This window comes from Streptomyces sp. A012304 (assembly GCF_026008495.1).
In the GTDB taxonomy this organism is placed as follows: Bacteria; Actinomycetota; Actinomycetes; order Streptomycetales; family Streptomycetaceae; genus Streptomyces.
In genome coordinates this window covers 25,355-38,837 of the sequence record NZ_BQUN01000098.1, presented here as the reverse complement: position 1 = coordinate 38,837, position 13,483 = coordinate 25,355, and the positions used below count along the sequence as shown (strand labels likewise).

The window sequence follows — 13,483 nt, the reverse complement described above, 5'->3', positions numbered from 1 at the left end:
TACGTGAAGTGATCGCGGTCCCGCAACTCGTGTCCGGATCGCGGGACCGCGCCCTCACGGCGTCAGGCGTTGCTGGCGGCCACCCAGCGCTCCAGGGTCCGCTTGGCGGCCCCCGAGTCGATGGACCGCGCCGCCTTCTCCATACCGGCGCGGAGCTGCCCGGCGAGCGGGCCGTCCGTCGGGTCCAGGGCGACCAGCGCGGCCGCCGAGTTCAGCAGGACCGCGTCCCGCACCGGGCCCGTCTCGCCGTCGAGGAGCCGGCGCGCCACCTCCGCGTTGTACGACGGGTCGCCGCCGCGCAGGGCCTCCACCGGCACCAGCTCGATGCCGACGTCCCGCGGGTCGAAGGCCTCCTCGGAGACCTTGCCGTCCCGGACGATCCAGACGCGGGAGGTGGATGTCGTCGTCAGCTCGTCGAGGCCGTCGTCGCCGCGGAACACCAGCGAGGAGTTGCCGCGTTCGGCGAAGACGCCCGCGATGATCGGGGCCATGCGCGGGTCGGCGACCCCGACGGCCTGGGCGCGCACCCTGGCCGGGTTGGTCAGCGGGCCCAGCGCGTTGAACACCGTCCGGATGCCCAACTGCCCGCGCGCGGCGCCCGCGTGACGCAGCGCCGGGTGGAACTTGATGGCGAAGCAGAAGGTGATCCCGGCCTCCTCGGCCACCTCGGCCACCCGCCGCGGGCTCAGGTCCAGGTTGACGCCCAGCTTCTCCAGCACGTCCGAGGAGCCCGACGCCGACGAGGCCGCGCGGTTGCCGTGCTTGACGACCTTCGCGCCCGTGCCGGCCACCACCAGCGCGGACATCGTGGAGATGTTCACCGTCTTCGCGCCGTCGCCGCCGGTGCCGACGATGTCGACCGTGCGGCCCGACACCTCGATCACGTTGGCGTGCTCGTACATCGTCCGCACCAGACCGTTGATCTCCTCGACGGTCTCGCCCTTGGCGCGCAGCGCCACCACGAATCCGGCGATCTGCGCGTCGGTGGCCTCGCCGCGCATGATCCGGTCCATCGCCCAGGCCGTCGCGTCGGCGCTCTGGTCACGGCCGTACAGCAGGGCGTTCAGCACCTCGGGCCAGGAACGGCCCGCCGCGGTGTCGCCTCCAGCGGGGGTCACAGCGCTCATAAGCCGCTCCTGGGTCAGTTGGGTCCCGCCCACGGGACACATGTCTCGACGGCTCCACCCTATCCAGCCAGGGGCACGGCGAAGGGCCCCGTCCGTACACCGGACGGGGCCCTTCGGCCGTTGCGTGGCGACGCAGCGATCAGTGGTGGCCGTGGCCGCTCGTGATCTCCCTGTACTCCTCGACGGTGGGCTTCGGGATCTGGCTGTCCTCGCCGTAGTACGCCTTGCTCAGCTTGGCGCGGACCTTCTCGGAACGCTTCACCTTGCGCTCGACACCGTTCTCGTCGACCGTCGGGCCGATCTCGAACGGCTCGTACTGCTCGTGCGCGGTGAGCGTGTACAGCTGCTCCTGGCTGAGCGGCTCGTGGACCTCGATGAACTCACCGTGCGGCAGGCGCTTGATGGTGCCGGTCTCACGACCGTGCAGCACCTTGTCCTTGTCGCGGCGCTGGAGGCCGAGGCAGATCCGCTTGGTGACGACGAAGGCCAGGACCGGTCCGACGAAGAAGCCGATCCGGACGAACCAGGTGACCGCGTTGATCGACAGGTGGAAGTGGGTGGCGATGATGTCGTTGCCACCACCCACCAGCATGATCATGTAGCCGGTGACCCAGGCGACACCGAAGGCCGTACGGGTCGGGGCGTTGCGCGGGCGGTCCAGGATGTGGTGCTCGCGCTTGTCGCCCGTGATCCAGGACTCGATGAACGGGTACAGCGCGATCACACCGAGGAAGAGACCGAAGAGCACCAGCGGGATGAACACGCCCAGGACCAGCGTGTGACCCCAGAAGTTGATCTCCCAGCCCGGCATGGCGCGGACCAGACCCTCGGCGAAGCCCATGTACCAGTCGGGCTGGGCGCCCGTCGACACCTGGTCCGGACGGTAGGGGCCCAGGACCCAGATCGGGTTGATCGAGGCGATGCCGGCGAGGATCGCGATGAAACCGAAGACCAGGAAGAAGAAGCCTCCGGCCTTGGCCATGTACACCGGCAGCAGCGGCATGCCGACGACGTTCTTGTTGGTGCGGCCGGGGCCCGGGAACTGCGTGTGCTTGTGGTAGAAGACCAGGATCAGGTGGCCGACCACCAGACCGAGCATGATGCCCGGCAGCAGCAGGATGTGGACCGAGTAGAACCGCGCGACGAAGTCGCCGCCCGGGAACTCCCCGCCGAACATGAACATCGAGATGTACGTGCCGACGATCGGCACGGACAGGATCGCGCCCTGCGTGAAGCGGACACCGGTGCCGGAGAGCAGGTCGTCCGGGAGCGAGTAGCCGGTGAAACCGGTGAACATGCCGAGGACGAACAGCAGGAAGCCGAACAGCCAGTTGATCTCGCGCGGCTTGCGGAAGGCGCCGGTGAAGAAGACACGCATCATGTGCACGAACATGCCGGCGAGGAAGATGACCGCCGCCCAGTGGTGGATCTGCCGGATGAGCAGACCACCGCGCACGTCGAACGAGATGTGCAGCGTCGAGCTGAACGCCTCGGACATCAGCTGACCCTGCAACGGGACGTAGCTGCCGTGGTACTCCACCTCGTTCATCGACGGGTGGAAGAACAGCGTCAGGTACACACCGGTGAGGATGATGATGATGAAGCTGTAGAGGCAGATCTCACCCAGCATGAAGGACCAGTGGTCCGGGAAGATCTTGCGCATGTTGGCCTTGGCCAGGGAGTAGATCCCCAGCCGGCCGTCGGCCCAGTCGGCGACCCGCTCGCCCGCGGGTGCCTTGCGGCGGTCGTCGTTGTTGCTCATCCGCGCTCCCAGAAGGCAGGACCGACGGGCTCTTCGAAGTCGCCGAGCGCCTCGAGGTAGCCCTCGTCGTTCACGCCGATGCGCAGCTGCGGCAGGGCGTGACCGGCCGGGCCGAAGATCACTCGGGCACCGTCGGACAGGTCGAAGGTGGACTGGTGGCAGGGGCACAGCACGTGGTGCGTCTGCTGCTCGTACAGGGAGATCGGGCAACCGACGTGGGTGCAGATCTTCGAGTACGCCACGATGCCCTCGTGCGACCACTCGAGCTCGCGCTTGTCCTTGATGTTGTCCGGCTGGATCCGGACGATCATCAGGGCCGCCTTGGCGATCTCGGTCTGGAAGTCGTGGTCGTGCTCCTCCAGGCCCTCCGGCTTGGCGAAGGTGAGGGAGCCGACCGCGACGTCCGAGGGACGCAGCGGCTCGTTGGTGTTCATGTTGACGAGCAGCTTGCCCTTGGCCCACAGCGTGTGGCGCAGCTTCTCCTCGGGCAGCGGCCCCAGGTCGCGCAGCAGAACGACGCCGGAGAGCGGGAAGAGGGCCAGCGCGCCGAACATCGTGGTGCGGAGCAGCTTGCGACGGCCGAGCGCGGACTCCTTGGCGCCCTGCCTGAAGTCGGCCATGACCTTGGCCTTGACCTCGGGCGCCGCCTCGATCGGGTGCCGCTCGTCGGCGATCTCCACGTCGGACATCAGGGTGCGGGCCCAGTGGACGGCGGCCGCGCCGATGCAGAACAGGGACAGGCCCAGAGTCAGACCGAGTGCGAAGTTCAGCGCGCTGATGCGGCCGAGCGGCCAGATGTAGGTCGTCTTGTCGTGCGGGATCGCCACGTACGAGGCGATGAAGGCGACGGTGGCCAGCATCGACACCGTGAACAGGAGGGCGACCGTACGCTCGGACCGCTTGGCGGCCCGCTCGTCGATGTCCTGCATCCGGTGCTCGTGGGGCGGCAGGCCGGGGTCGGCGAACAGGTGCTTCTCGTCCGCCACGCCCACCGCGCCGTGCGCGTGGTCCTGCTCAGCGGGCAGGTTCTCTTCTGGAATGTCTTGGCTACTCATGACTTCTTGGCCTTTGCGGTCCGAGCGGCAACCCAAACGGCGACGGCGATCAGCCCGCCCAGACCGAAGATCCAGCCGAACAGACCCTCGGCGACCGGTCCGATGCCACCCAGCTCAAGACCGCCGTAGCTGGCCGTCTCCTTGCCGTCGACCGCGTTCAGGTAGGCGATGATGTCCTTCTTGTTCTGCTCGGACAGCGTGGTGTCGGGGAAGGAGGGCATGTTCTGCGGGCCGGTCTGCATGGCCTCGTAGATGTGCTTGGGGTCCACGTCCTCGAGCGTGGGCGCGTACTTGCCGTTGGTGAGGGCGCCGCCCTTGCCGGTGAAGTTGTGGCACTGCGCGCAGTTGGTGCGGAACAGGTCACCGCCCTTGGCGATGTCCGCGCCCTCCGGGCCGTACTGGGCCTCCGTCGGAATGGACGGGCCGGCACCGAGGGAGGAGATGTACGCGGCGAGCTGGTCGATCTGCGCCTGCGTGTAGATGACCTTCTTCCGCGGCACCTGGGCGCCCTGGGAGGTCGCCGCCGGCATACGGCCGGTGCCGACCTGGAAGTCGACGGCCGCGGCGCCCACGCCGACCAGGCTGGGACCGTCGGAGCTGCCCTGACCGCCGGTGCCGTGGCAGCTGGCGCAGCCGACGGCGTAGAGCTTCTTGCCCTCTTCGATGGCGAGGGACTGGGCGGTTTCGTCTGCCTTCGCCTGGCTCGCGGGGGCGAGCCAGGCGAACAGCCCCCCAGTGGCCGCCAGCGCGAGGAGTAGGACGACGACCGCCGCCAGCGGATGGCGTCGTCGTGCGGAGAGCTTTTTCACGGATTACCCCGGTGTCAGGATCTTCTGCGTCGATGCTTCTGGGATGGGTGCGGGAGCGGGCCCGGCTACTTGATCATGTAGATCGTGGCGAAGAGGCCGATCCAGACGACATCGACGAAGTGCCAGTAGTAGGACACGACGATCGCGGCGGTCGCCTGCTCGTGGGTGAACCTCCTGGCCGCGTAGGTGCGCCCGAGGACCAGCAGGAAGGCGATGAGTCCGCCCGTCACGTGCAGTCCGTGGAAGCCGGTGGTCAGGTAGAAGACCGAGCCGTAGGGGTCGGAGGAGAGCGAGAGGCCCTCGTGCTTGACCAGCTCGGTGTACTCGTACACCTGACCGCCGATGAAGATCGCACCCATGATGAAGGTGACGATGAACCAGCCCCGGAGCTTCTTCACGTCCCCGCGCTCGGCGGCGAACACGCCGAGCTGGCAGGTGAGGGAGGAGAGCACCAGGATCGTGGTGTTCGTCGCCGAGAACGGGAAGTTCAGGGCGTCCGCCTTCTCGTGCCAGAAGTCCGGACCCGTCACCGATCGCAGGGTGAAGTACATCGCGAAGAGGGCCGCGAAGAACATCAGCTCGGAACTCAGCCAGATGATGGTTCCGACGCTGGTGAGGTTCGGTCGATTGACCGACGGGTGCGCGTGACCCTTGTCTACTGTCGTTGCTGTCGCCACGACCGACATTATGTCGGTCGCTTATCCCGCCCTCACTCCGGGGGGTGCCGTTCGGAGTGTCCACCCGTGGTGTAGTGCCCGGATGGCCCATCCCGGCCGTGGTCGGACAGCTGTTGACAGGGTGTTCAGGGGAGTAACATCCGCCCCACGGGCCTGTCCGTACGACGCTGACGTCTTCGGAGGAACAATGCAGCCGACCGCCACGGTGCTGGTCTACAGCGACGACTCCAACACGCGAGAGCAGGTACGGCTCGCGACCGGGCGCAGGCCCGCTCCGGACGCCCCCGTGGTGGAGTTCCTGGAGTGCGCGACGCCGGCCGCCGTCGTCAAGGAACTCGACAAGGGCGGCATCGACGCCGTCGTCCTGGACGGCGAGGCCGTGCCCATGGGCGGCATGGGGCTGTGCCGGCAGATCAAGGACGAGGTCTTCCGGTGCCCGCCGGTGCTGCTGCTGATCGGACGGCCGCAGGACGCCTGGCTGGCGACCTGGAGCCGGGCCGACGCGGCGGTGACGCTGCCGGTGGAGCCGGTGGAGTTCGCCGGGGCGCTGGCCTCCCTGCTGCGCGGGAAGACGGCTCTGAGCGTCTAGGAGCGTCCGTCACACGGCCGCCGGCCGGAGCCTCGACGTGTCCTGCGGTGTCTTCTGCCCGCCGCCGGTCAGGGCGCTGCCCGCGCTCCACTTCGTCCAGTCGAGGTTCCACTCGCCGAAGCCGTTGCCGAAGGTCTCCATCGTGTGGCCCTGGCTGTTGACGACCTGCACGACGTCGCCCTCGCGGACGTTGTCGAAGAACCACTGGGCGTTCTCGGTGCTCATGCCGGTGCAGCCGTGGCTGACGTTGGCGTGGCCCTGGGAGCCGACGGACCAGGGGGCGGCGTGCACGTACTCGCCGCTCCAGGTGACGCGGGCCGCGTAGTAGACGGGCAGGTCGTAGGAGTCCGCGGAGCCCTCGGCGATGCCGACGGTGGTGCCGCGCATGCGTACGAAGTACTCCTTGCCCAGGATGACCTTGACGCCGTTGCGGGTCTCGAAGCCGGGCTTGCCGGTGGTGACGGGGATCCGTTTGATCTCCTCGCCGTTCTTGTAGAAGGCCAGCGAGTGGGACGCGGCGTCCGTGACGGCGATGACGCGGTCGCCGATGGTGAAGCGCAGGTCCTTGCTCCTGCCGCCCCACAGCCGGTCGCCGATCTTTATGCCCTCCAGGTTGCTGTGGACGTGGACCTCGGCGTGGGCGGGCCAGTAGTCCTTCGGGCGGTAGTGGAGCTTCTTGTCGTCCACCCAGTGCCAGGCGCCCTGCGCGAAGGGCTTGGCGTCGACCTTCAGGGCGCGTTCGATGACGGCCCGCTGGGCGGGGTCCTTGACGGGCTGGCTCAGTTCCGCGGTGACGGGCTGGCCGACGCCGTAGGTGCCCGTCTTGGGGCCGAACGCCACCGTCAGGCGCTTCTTGCCGGTGGGCTTGCCCGTGTCGAAGGTCAGCACGCGGCGGCCGGGGGCGCCGTCCTCGTCCTCGGTGCTCACGCGCACCGTGTAGCGGGCGTCCGCGGCCAGCGGCTCGGTGCTGTGCCAGCGGGCGCCGTCGGCGGAGAGTTCGCCCGCCACCCAGCGGCCCGCGGCGTCCACCGCGGTGACGTCCGTGATGCGGCCGCCCGAGTCCGCCGCGGTGATCTCCAGGGGCTTGTCCGGGTCGGCCTTGCGGCCTTCGCCCGTGGGGCCCTTGAAGGAGATCTGGTCGGTCGCGTCGTAGGGGCGTGCGGCCAGGGGGTTGCCGTCCGCGCCGCACGCCGTCGCGCCGACTATGAGGGCGAGCCCCAGGAGGGTGCGGCCGACGACGGGGCGGGGGCGGGGAGACTCAGCGTGGCTCATGGAGTTCACGCTAGGAAGCCCTGTCAACGGTGGCGCGCCGGGAGACCCGTACGGAGGACGGGCGTTACGCCAAAAGCGGGAGCCCGGACGCTCCTGACGGAGTGTCCGGGCTCTGCCGTGTTCAGCGCGTGTTACTGGGTGCGGTTCTCACCGCGGTAGTACTCGAAGACCCAGCCCCAGAGGCCGATCATGATCAGCGGGGCGGAGAAGTAGAGCAGCCACCAGCCGACCGCGACCGCCAGGAAGGAGAGGGCGCCACCGACGGCCAGGGACAGCGGCTGCCAGCTGTGCGGGCTGAAGAAGCCCAGCTCGCCGGCGTCATCCGCGACGTCCGCCTCCTTGTTGTCCTGGGCACCGGTGTCGACCCGCCGGGCGGTGAAGCCCAGGTAGAAGCCGACCATGATGCACAGGCCGAAGGCCAGGAAGAGGGCCGTGGTGCCGGCCGGCTCCTTCGACCACACGCCATAGACGATCGCCATGGCGAGGACGAAGACGCTCAGCCAGATGAACATCTTGCCCTGGATCTTCACTTGCCGGCCTCCTTGCTGCCCGCGATGGCACCGGCACCGGCGTGCTCGAGCTGCTCGAGCGCGGCGATCTCGGGATGGTGCAGGTCGAACGCCGGGGATTCGCTGCGGATCCGCGGCAGGGTGAGGAAGTTGTGCCGCGGCGGCGGGCAGGAGGTCGCCCACTCCAGGGAGCGGCCGTAGCCCCACGGGTCGTCGACGCCGACCGGCTTGCCGTACTTGGCCGTCTTCCAGATGTTGTAGAAGAACGGCAGGATCGACAGGCCGAGCACGAACGAGCTGATCGTCGAGATCGTGTTCAGGGCGGTGAAGCCGTCGGCGGCCAGGTAGTCCGCGTAGCGGCGCGGCATGCCCTCGGCGCCCAGCCAGTGCTGGACCAGGAACGTGCCGTGGAAGCCGATGAACAGCGTCCAGAAGGTGATCTTGCCGAGGCGCTCGTCGAGCAGCTTGCCGGTCATCTTCGGCCACCAGAAGTGGAAGCCGGCGAACATCGCGAAGACGACGGTGCCGAACACCACGTAGTGGAAGTGCGCCACCACGAAGTACGAGTCCGAGACGTGGAAGTCCATCGGCGGCGAGGCCAGGATGACACCGGTCAGACCACCGAAGGTGAAGGTGATCAGGAAGCCGGTCGCCCAGAGCATCGGGGTCTCGAAGGACAACGAGCCCTTCCACATCGTGCCGATCCAGTTGAAGAACTTCACACCGGTCGGGACGGCGATGAGGAACGTCATGAAGGAGAAGAACGGCAGCAGTACACCGCCTGTGACGTACATGTGGTGCGCCCACACGGTCACGGACAGACCGGCGATGGCGATCGTCGCGGCGATCAGGCCCATGTAGCCGAACATCGGCTTGCGGGAGAAGACCGGGATGATCTCACTGATGATGCCGAAGAACGGCAGGGCGATGATGTACACCTCTGGGTGGCCGAAGAACCAGAAGAGGTGTTGCCACAGCAACGCGCCGCCGTTGGCCGCGTCGAAGACATGGGCGCCGAACTTGCGGTCCGCCTCCAGGGCGAACAGCGCGGCCGCGAGGACCGGGAAGGCCAGCAGGACCAGGACGGCCGTCAGCAGGACGTTCCACACGAAGATCGGCATGCGGAACATGGTCATGCCCGGTGCGCGCATGCAGATGATCGTGGTGATGAAGTTGACCGAGCCGAGGATGGTGCCGAAGCCGGAGAAGGCCAGACCCATGATCCACATGTCGGCGCCGATGCCCGGGCTGCGGACCGCGTCCGACAGCGGGGAGTAGGCGAACCAGCCGAAGTCGGCAGCGCCGTTGGGGGTGAGGAAGCCGCCGACGGCGATGAGCGAGCCGAACAGGTAGAGCCAGTAGGCGAACATGTTCAGCCGCGGGAACGCCACGTCGGGCGCGCCGATCTGCAGCGGCATGATCCAGTTCGCGAAACCGGCGAACAGCGGCGTCGCGAACATCAGCAGCATGATCGTGCCGTGCATCGTGAACGCCTGGTTGAACTGCTCGTTCGACATGATCTGCAGGCCCGGACGGGCCAGCTCGGCGCGCATGAAGAGCGCCATCACGCCACCGATGACGAAGAACGCGAAGGACGTGACGAGGTACAGCGTGCCGATCGTCTTGTGGTCGGTGGTGGTCAGCCACTTGACGACGACTTCACCGCGCCGCTGGCGCCGCACCGGCAGCTCGTCCTCATAGTGGGACCCTGCTGCCGCGGCACCCTGGGGTTCGTTGAGGATGCTCACAGGATGTTCGACTCCCGTTCCTTCTCGTGGCTCGTCTGCTCGATGCCAGCGGGAACGTAACCGGTCTGCCCCTTCTTGGCGAGGTCCTTGAGGTGCTGCTCGTAACGCTCGGGAGAGACGACCTTCACGTTGAACAGCATGCGCGAGTGGTCGACGCCGCAGAGCTCGGCGCACTTGCCCAGGAAGGTGCCCTCCTTGTTGGGGGTCACCTGGAAGGCGTTGGTGTGGCCCGGGATGACGTCCTGCTTCATCAGGAACGGCACCACCCAGAAGGAGTGGATGACGTCACGCGAGGTGAGGACGAAGCGGACCGTCTTGCCCTCGGGGAGCCAGAGGGTCGGGCCGGGGTTGCCCGTCTGCGGGTTCCGCTCACCGGGGACGCCGCAGGTGTAGACGCCGCCGGCGTCGGCCGGGAAGTCCTTCTTGTACCGTTCCGGGATCGCGTCCAGCTTCTTGTCGGTCTTCGCGTCGCCGCTGGAACCGTCGACGTTCTCGATGTAGTTGAAGCACCAGCTCCACTGGAAGCCGACCACGTTGACCGTGACGTCGGGCTTCTTCTCCAGACTGAGCAGCTTCGACTCGTCACGTGCCGTGAAGTAGAACAGCACCGAGACGATGATGATCGGAACGACCGTGTACAGCGCCTCGATGGGCATGTTGTACCGGGTCTGCGGAGGAACTTCGACCTTCGTGCGGCTGCGCCGGTGGAAGAAAGCACTCCACAGGATCAGGCCCCACACCAGCACGCCGGTGGCCAGCGCGGCAGCCCAGGAGCCCTGCCACAGGGAGAGGATCCGCGGAGCCTCTTCCGTGGTCGGGGTGGGCATACCGAGGCGGGGGAAGTCCTCGTATGTGCAACCGGTGGCGGTCGCCAGGACCAGGCCCGCGGTCAATGCCTGCAGCAGCTTCCGCCGCATCGGGCGCCGCGGCGAGCGGTCGGAGCCGTTGGGACTCACGTAGCGCCTTCCCGAGAGTCTCGCCCGCGCGGATCGGCTGCGGCCTTCTCGCTGGTCGGTCGCCGCCCTGCGTCGGGCAGGGGTTTGGATGTTTATGCGGACCAAACCCTAGCCGACGCCCTTCGGGGGTTCGCGGGGAGGGGTGCCTAGTGGCTCGGGTGGTTCGCTTGTTTGGCGGCTGCGTGTGCGTGGGGCGTTGTCCCGCGGTTCCCCGCGCCCCTGTGGGGCGCCCTCGCGGCCGCACGTTCTAGCGTTGAGGTGTGTCCTACTTCGATGCCGCCTCCGCCGCTCCCCTTCATCCCGTCGCCCGTCAGGCCCTGTCGGCCGCTCTGGACGAGGGGTGGGCGGATCCCTCGCGGCTGTACCGGGAGGGGCGGCGGGCGCGGATGCTGCTCGACGCGGCCCGGGAGGCGGCGGCGGAGGCCGTGGGGTGCCGTCCGGACGAGCTGGTCTTCACCTCGTCGGGGACGCGGGCCGTGCACTCCGGGATCGCGGGGGCGCTGGCGGGGCGGCGGCGGGTCGGACGCCACCTGATCGTGTCATCCGTCGAACACTCCTCGGTGCTCCATTCGGCCGAGACGTTCGAGGCGGAGGGCGGGACGGTGACGCGGGTGCCGGTGCTGCGGACGGGCGCGGTGACGGTCGAGGCGTACGAGGAGGCCCTGCGCCCGGACACCGCGCTGGCCTGTCTTCAGTCCGCCAACCACGAGGTGGGCACCGAGCAGCCGGTGGCGGCGGTGGCCGAGGTGTGCCGGGAGGCGGGGGTGCCGTTGCTGGTGGACGCGGCCCAGACGCTCGGGTGGGGGCCGGTGGAGGGGCCCTGGTCGCTGCTGGCGGCGAGCGCGCACAAGTGGGGCGGCCCGTCGGGGGTGGGGCTGCTGGCCGTGCGCAAGGGGGTGCGGTTCGCGGTCCAAGGGCCGGTGGACGAGCGGGAGTCGGGGCGGGCGGCCGGGTTCGAGAACCTGCCGGCGATCGTGGCGGCGGCGGCCTCGCTGCGGGCGGTGCGGGCCCAGGCGGCGGCCGAGGCGGTGCGGCTGCGGGAGCTGACGGAGCGGATCCGGGCGCGGGTGCCCGGGCTGGTGCCCGATGTGGAGGTGGTCGGGGACGCGGAGCGGCGGCTGCCCGGGATCGTGACCTTCTCGTGCCTCTATGTCGACGGGGAGACCCTGCTGCACGAGCTGGACCGGGAGGGCTTCTCGGTCTCGTCCGGTTCCTCGTGCACGAGCAGCACGCTGACGCCGAGCCATGTGCTGCGGGCGATGGGGGTGCTGAGCGAGGGGAACGTGCGGGTGTCGCTGCCGCCGGGGACGGTGGCGGAGGACGTGGAGCGGTTCCTGGCGGTGCTGCCGGGGGTGGTGGCCGGGGTGCGCGAGAAGCTCGGGGCGCCCGCGTCCACGCCCGTGGCCGCCACGGGGGACGACGTGCTGGTCGTGGACGCTCTCGGCAGGCGCTGCCCGATCCCGGTGATCGAGCTGGCGAAGGTCATCGGCGATGTGCCGGTGGGCGGCACGGTCCGCGTCCTGGCCGACGACGAGGCGGCGCGGCTGGACATCCCCGCCTGGTGCGAGATGCGGGGGCAGGAGTACGTCGGAGAGGAACCGGCGGACCGGGGCACGGCGTACCTGGTCCGCCGGACGGCGTGAGAGGGCCGGCGTCAGGCGAGGTGCTTCTTGACCTCGGCGGCGGCGTCGTGGCCGTAGGCCTTGGTGAAGCGGTCCATGAAGTGGACGCGGCGCAGCTGGTACTCCTGGGTGCCGACCGTCTCGATGACGAGGGTGGCGAGCATGCAGCCGATCTGGGCGGCGCGCTCCAGGGAGACGCCCCAGGCCAGTCCCGACAGGAAGCCGGCGCGGAAGGCGTCGCCGACGCCGGTCGGGTCGGCCTTGCGCTCCTCCTCGGGGCAGCCGACCTCGATCGGGTCCTCGCCGGCCCGCTCGATGCGCACGCCGCGCGAGCCGAGAGTGGTGACGCGGTGGCCGACCTTGCCGAGGATCTCCTCGTCGCTCCAGCCGGTCTTGGACTCGATGAGGCCCTTCTCGTACTCGTTGGAGAAGAGATAGGTCGCCCCGTCGAGCAGGATGCGGATCTCCTCGCCCTCCATCCGGGCGATCTGCTGGGAGAAGTCGGCGGCGAAGGGGATCGAGCGGGTCCGGCACTCCTCGGTGTGCCGGAGCATCGCCTCCGGGTCGTCGGCGCCGATCAGGACCAGGTCGAGGCCGCCGACGCGGTCGGCGACGGTCTTCAGCTCGATGAGACGGGCCTCGCTCATCGCGCCGGTGTAGAAGGAGCCGATCTGGTTGTGGTCGGCGTCCGTGGTGCACACGAAGCGGGCGGTGTGCAGCGTCTCGGAGATGCGCACCGAGGCGGTGTCGACGCCGTGCCGGTCCAGCCAGGCCCGGTACTCGTCGAAGTCGGCGCCGGCGGCGCCGACCAGGATCGGCCGGGTGCCGAGCTGGCCCATCCCGAAGGCGATGTTCGCGCCCACGCCACCGCGGCGTACGTCCAGCTTGTCGACCAGGAAGGAGAGCGAGACCGTGTGCAGCTGGTCCGCGACGAGCTGGTCGGCGAAGCGGCCGGGGAAGGTCATGAGGTGGTCGGTCGCGATGGAGCCGGTGACTGCGATGCGCACGGCGTGGACGCTCCTGTGGGAGGGTGAGTTGACAGTTCACGCTACCCGGTCGCGGGGCGGCACTGAAGCAGGCGAAACTACCCGATAGTAGATCTTTCTTCGCGGGCTGGAGGATGCGTACGGTGCCGCTATGACGAACCTCAAGTTCCGCTCCCCCGCTCCGGTCGACCTCGAGGGCGACCTGGCGTCGCTGCGCGGGGACTGCGCCCGGATGGCCCCGCACTGGGCGGCTCCGGAGAAGATCGCCCCGCGTCCGGTGCCGCCGTCCCTGATCCACGGTGTGACCGTCCCGGCGACCTCGGCCCGGCTCCTCGAGGCGATGCCGGACTACGGCAACTAGGCCGGCCGCT

At 68.8% G+C, this 13,483-nt stretch carries 13 protein-coding genes; 3 read left to right on the top strand and 10 right to left on the bottom strand.

Annotation, left to right across the window (positions count from 1 at the left end; genetic code table 11):
* Positions 1 to 62 precede the first annotated feature (62 nt).
* From trpD to ALMP_RS23100, 5 genes are all read right to left on the bottom strand, one after another.
* Positions 63 to 1,127: an anthranilate phosphoribosyltransferase gene (gene trpD, locus ALMP_RS23120; protein WP_264931288.1), complete on the bottom strand. Its 1,065-nt coding sequence runs from the start codon at positions 1,125 to 1,127 to the stop codon at positions 63 to 65.
* A 139-nt stretch (positions 1,128 to 1,266) separates the two neighbouring features.
* Positions 1,267 to 2,889: a cytochrome bc complex cytochrome b subunit gene (locus tag ALMP_RS23115; protein WP_264931286.1), complete on the bottom strand. Its 1,623-nt coding sequence runs from the start codon at positions 2,887 to 2,889 to the stop codon at positions 1,267 to 1,269.
* Positions 2,886 to 3,944, bottom strand: coding sequence for a ubiquinol-cytochrome c reductase iron-sulfur subunit (locus ALMP_RS23110; RefSeq protein ID WP_264931284.1), 1,059 nt, complete (start codon positions 3,942 to 3,944; stop codon positions 2,886 to 2,888). The genes ALMP_RS23115 and ALMP_RS23110 overlap by 4 nt, the downstream gene beginning before the upstream one ends.
* On the bottom strand, positions 3,941 to 4,753 hold the full coding sequence (locus ALMP_RS23105) for a c-type cytochrome (protein WP_264931282.1): 813 nt from the start codon (positions 4,751 to 4,753) through the stop codon (positions 3,941 to 3,943). Before ALMP_RS23105 ends, ALMP_RS23110 begins: the two co-directional genes overlap by 4 nt.
* A gap of 65 nt (positions 4,754 to 4,818) precedes the next feature.
* Positions 4,819 to 5,439, bottom strand: coding sequence for a heme-copper oxidase subunit III (locus ALMP_RS23100; protein ID WP_264931280.1), 621 nt, complete (start codon positions 5,437 to 5,439; stop codon positions 4,819 to 4,821).
* Between the two features lie 178 nt (positions 5,440 to 5,617).
* On the opposite strand from ALMP_RS23100, the gene ALMP_RS23095 reads away from it, so the two are divergent.
* Positions 5,618 to 6,019, top strand: coding sequence for a hypothetical protein (locus tag ALMP_RS23095; RefSeq protein ID WP_264931278.1), 402 nt, complete (start codon positions 5,618 to 5,620; stop codon positions 6,017 to 6,019).
* A gap of 9 nt (positions 6,020 to 6,028) precedes the next feature.
* On the opposite strand, the gene ALMP_RS23090 is transcribed toward ALMP_RS23095, so the two are convergent.
* The 4 genes from ALMP_RS23090 to coxB form a co-directional block, all read right to left on the bottom strand.
* On the bottom strand, positions 6,029 to 7,291 hold the full coding sequence (locus ALMP_RS23090) for an Ig-like domain-containing protein (RefSeq protein WP_264931276.1): 1,263 nt from the start codon (positions 7,289 to 7,291) through the stop codon (positions 6,029 to 6,031).
* A 131-nt stretch (positions 7,292 to 7,422) separates the two neighbouring features.
* Positions 7,423 to 7,821: a cytochrome c oxidase subunit 4 gene (locus ALMP_RS23085; protein ID WP_264931274.1), complete on the bottom strand. Its 399-nt coding sequence runs from the start codon at positions 7,819 to 7,821 to the stop codon at positions 7,423 to 7,425.
* Positions 7,818 to 9,548: a cytochrome c oxidase subunit I gene (gene ctaD / locus ALMP_RS23080; protein ID WP_264931272.1), complete on the bottom strand. Its 1,731-nt coding sequence runs from the start codon at positions 9,546 to 9,548 to the stop codon at positions 7,818 to 7,820. The genes ALMP_RS23085 and ctaD overlap by 4 nt, the downstream gene beginning before the upstream one ends.
* A complete protein-coding gene (gene coxB, locus ALMP_RS23075) occupies positions 9,545 to 10,504 on the bottom strand; it encodes a cytochrome c oxidase subunit II (RefSeq protein WP_264931270.1) in 960 nt (319 codons plus the stop codon). Before coxB ends, ctaD begins: the two co-directional genes overlap by 4 nt.
* A gap of 260 nt (positions 10,505 to 10,764) precedes the next feature.
* Between coxB and ALMP_RS23070 the strand changes: the two genes are divergently transcribed.
* On the top strand, positions 10,765 to 12,147 hold the full coding sequence (locus ALMP_RS23070) for a cysteine desulfurase/sulfurtransferase TusA family protein (RefSeq protein ID WP_264931269.1): 1,383 nt from the start codon (positions 10,765 to 10,767) through the stop codon (positions 12,145 to 12,147).
* Between the two features lie 11 nt (positions 12,148 to 12,158).
* Here ALMP_RS23070 and ALMP_RS23065 read toward each other — a convergent pair whose 3' ends face one another.
* Positions 12,159 to 13,133, bottom strand: coding sequence for a carbohydrate kinase family protein (locus ALMP_RS23065; RefSeq protein WP_264931268.1), 975 nt, complete (start codon positions 13,131 to 13,133; stop codon positions 12,159 to 12,161).
* Between the two features lie 130 nt (positions 13,134 to 13,263).
* Here ALMP_RS23065 and ALMP_RS23060 point away from each other — a divergent pair, with 130 nt between their 5' ends.
* On the top strand, positions 13,264 to 13,473 hold the full coding sequence (locus ALMP_RS23060) for a hypothetical protein (protein WP_264931266.1): 210 nt from the start codon (positions 13,264 to 13,266) through the stop codon (positions 13,471 to 13,473).
* Positions 13,474 to 13,483: the final 10 nt, after the last annotated feature.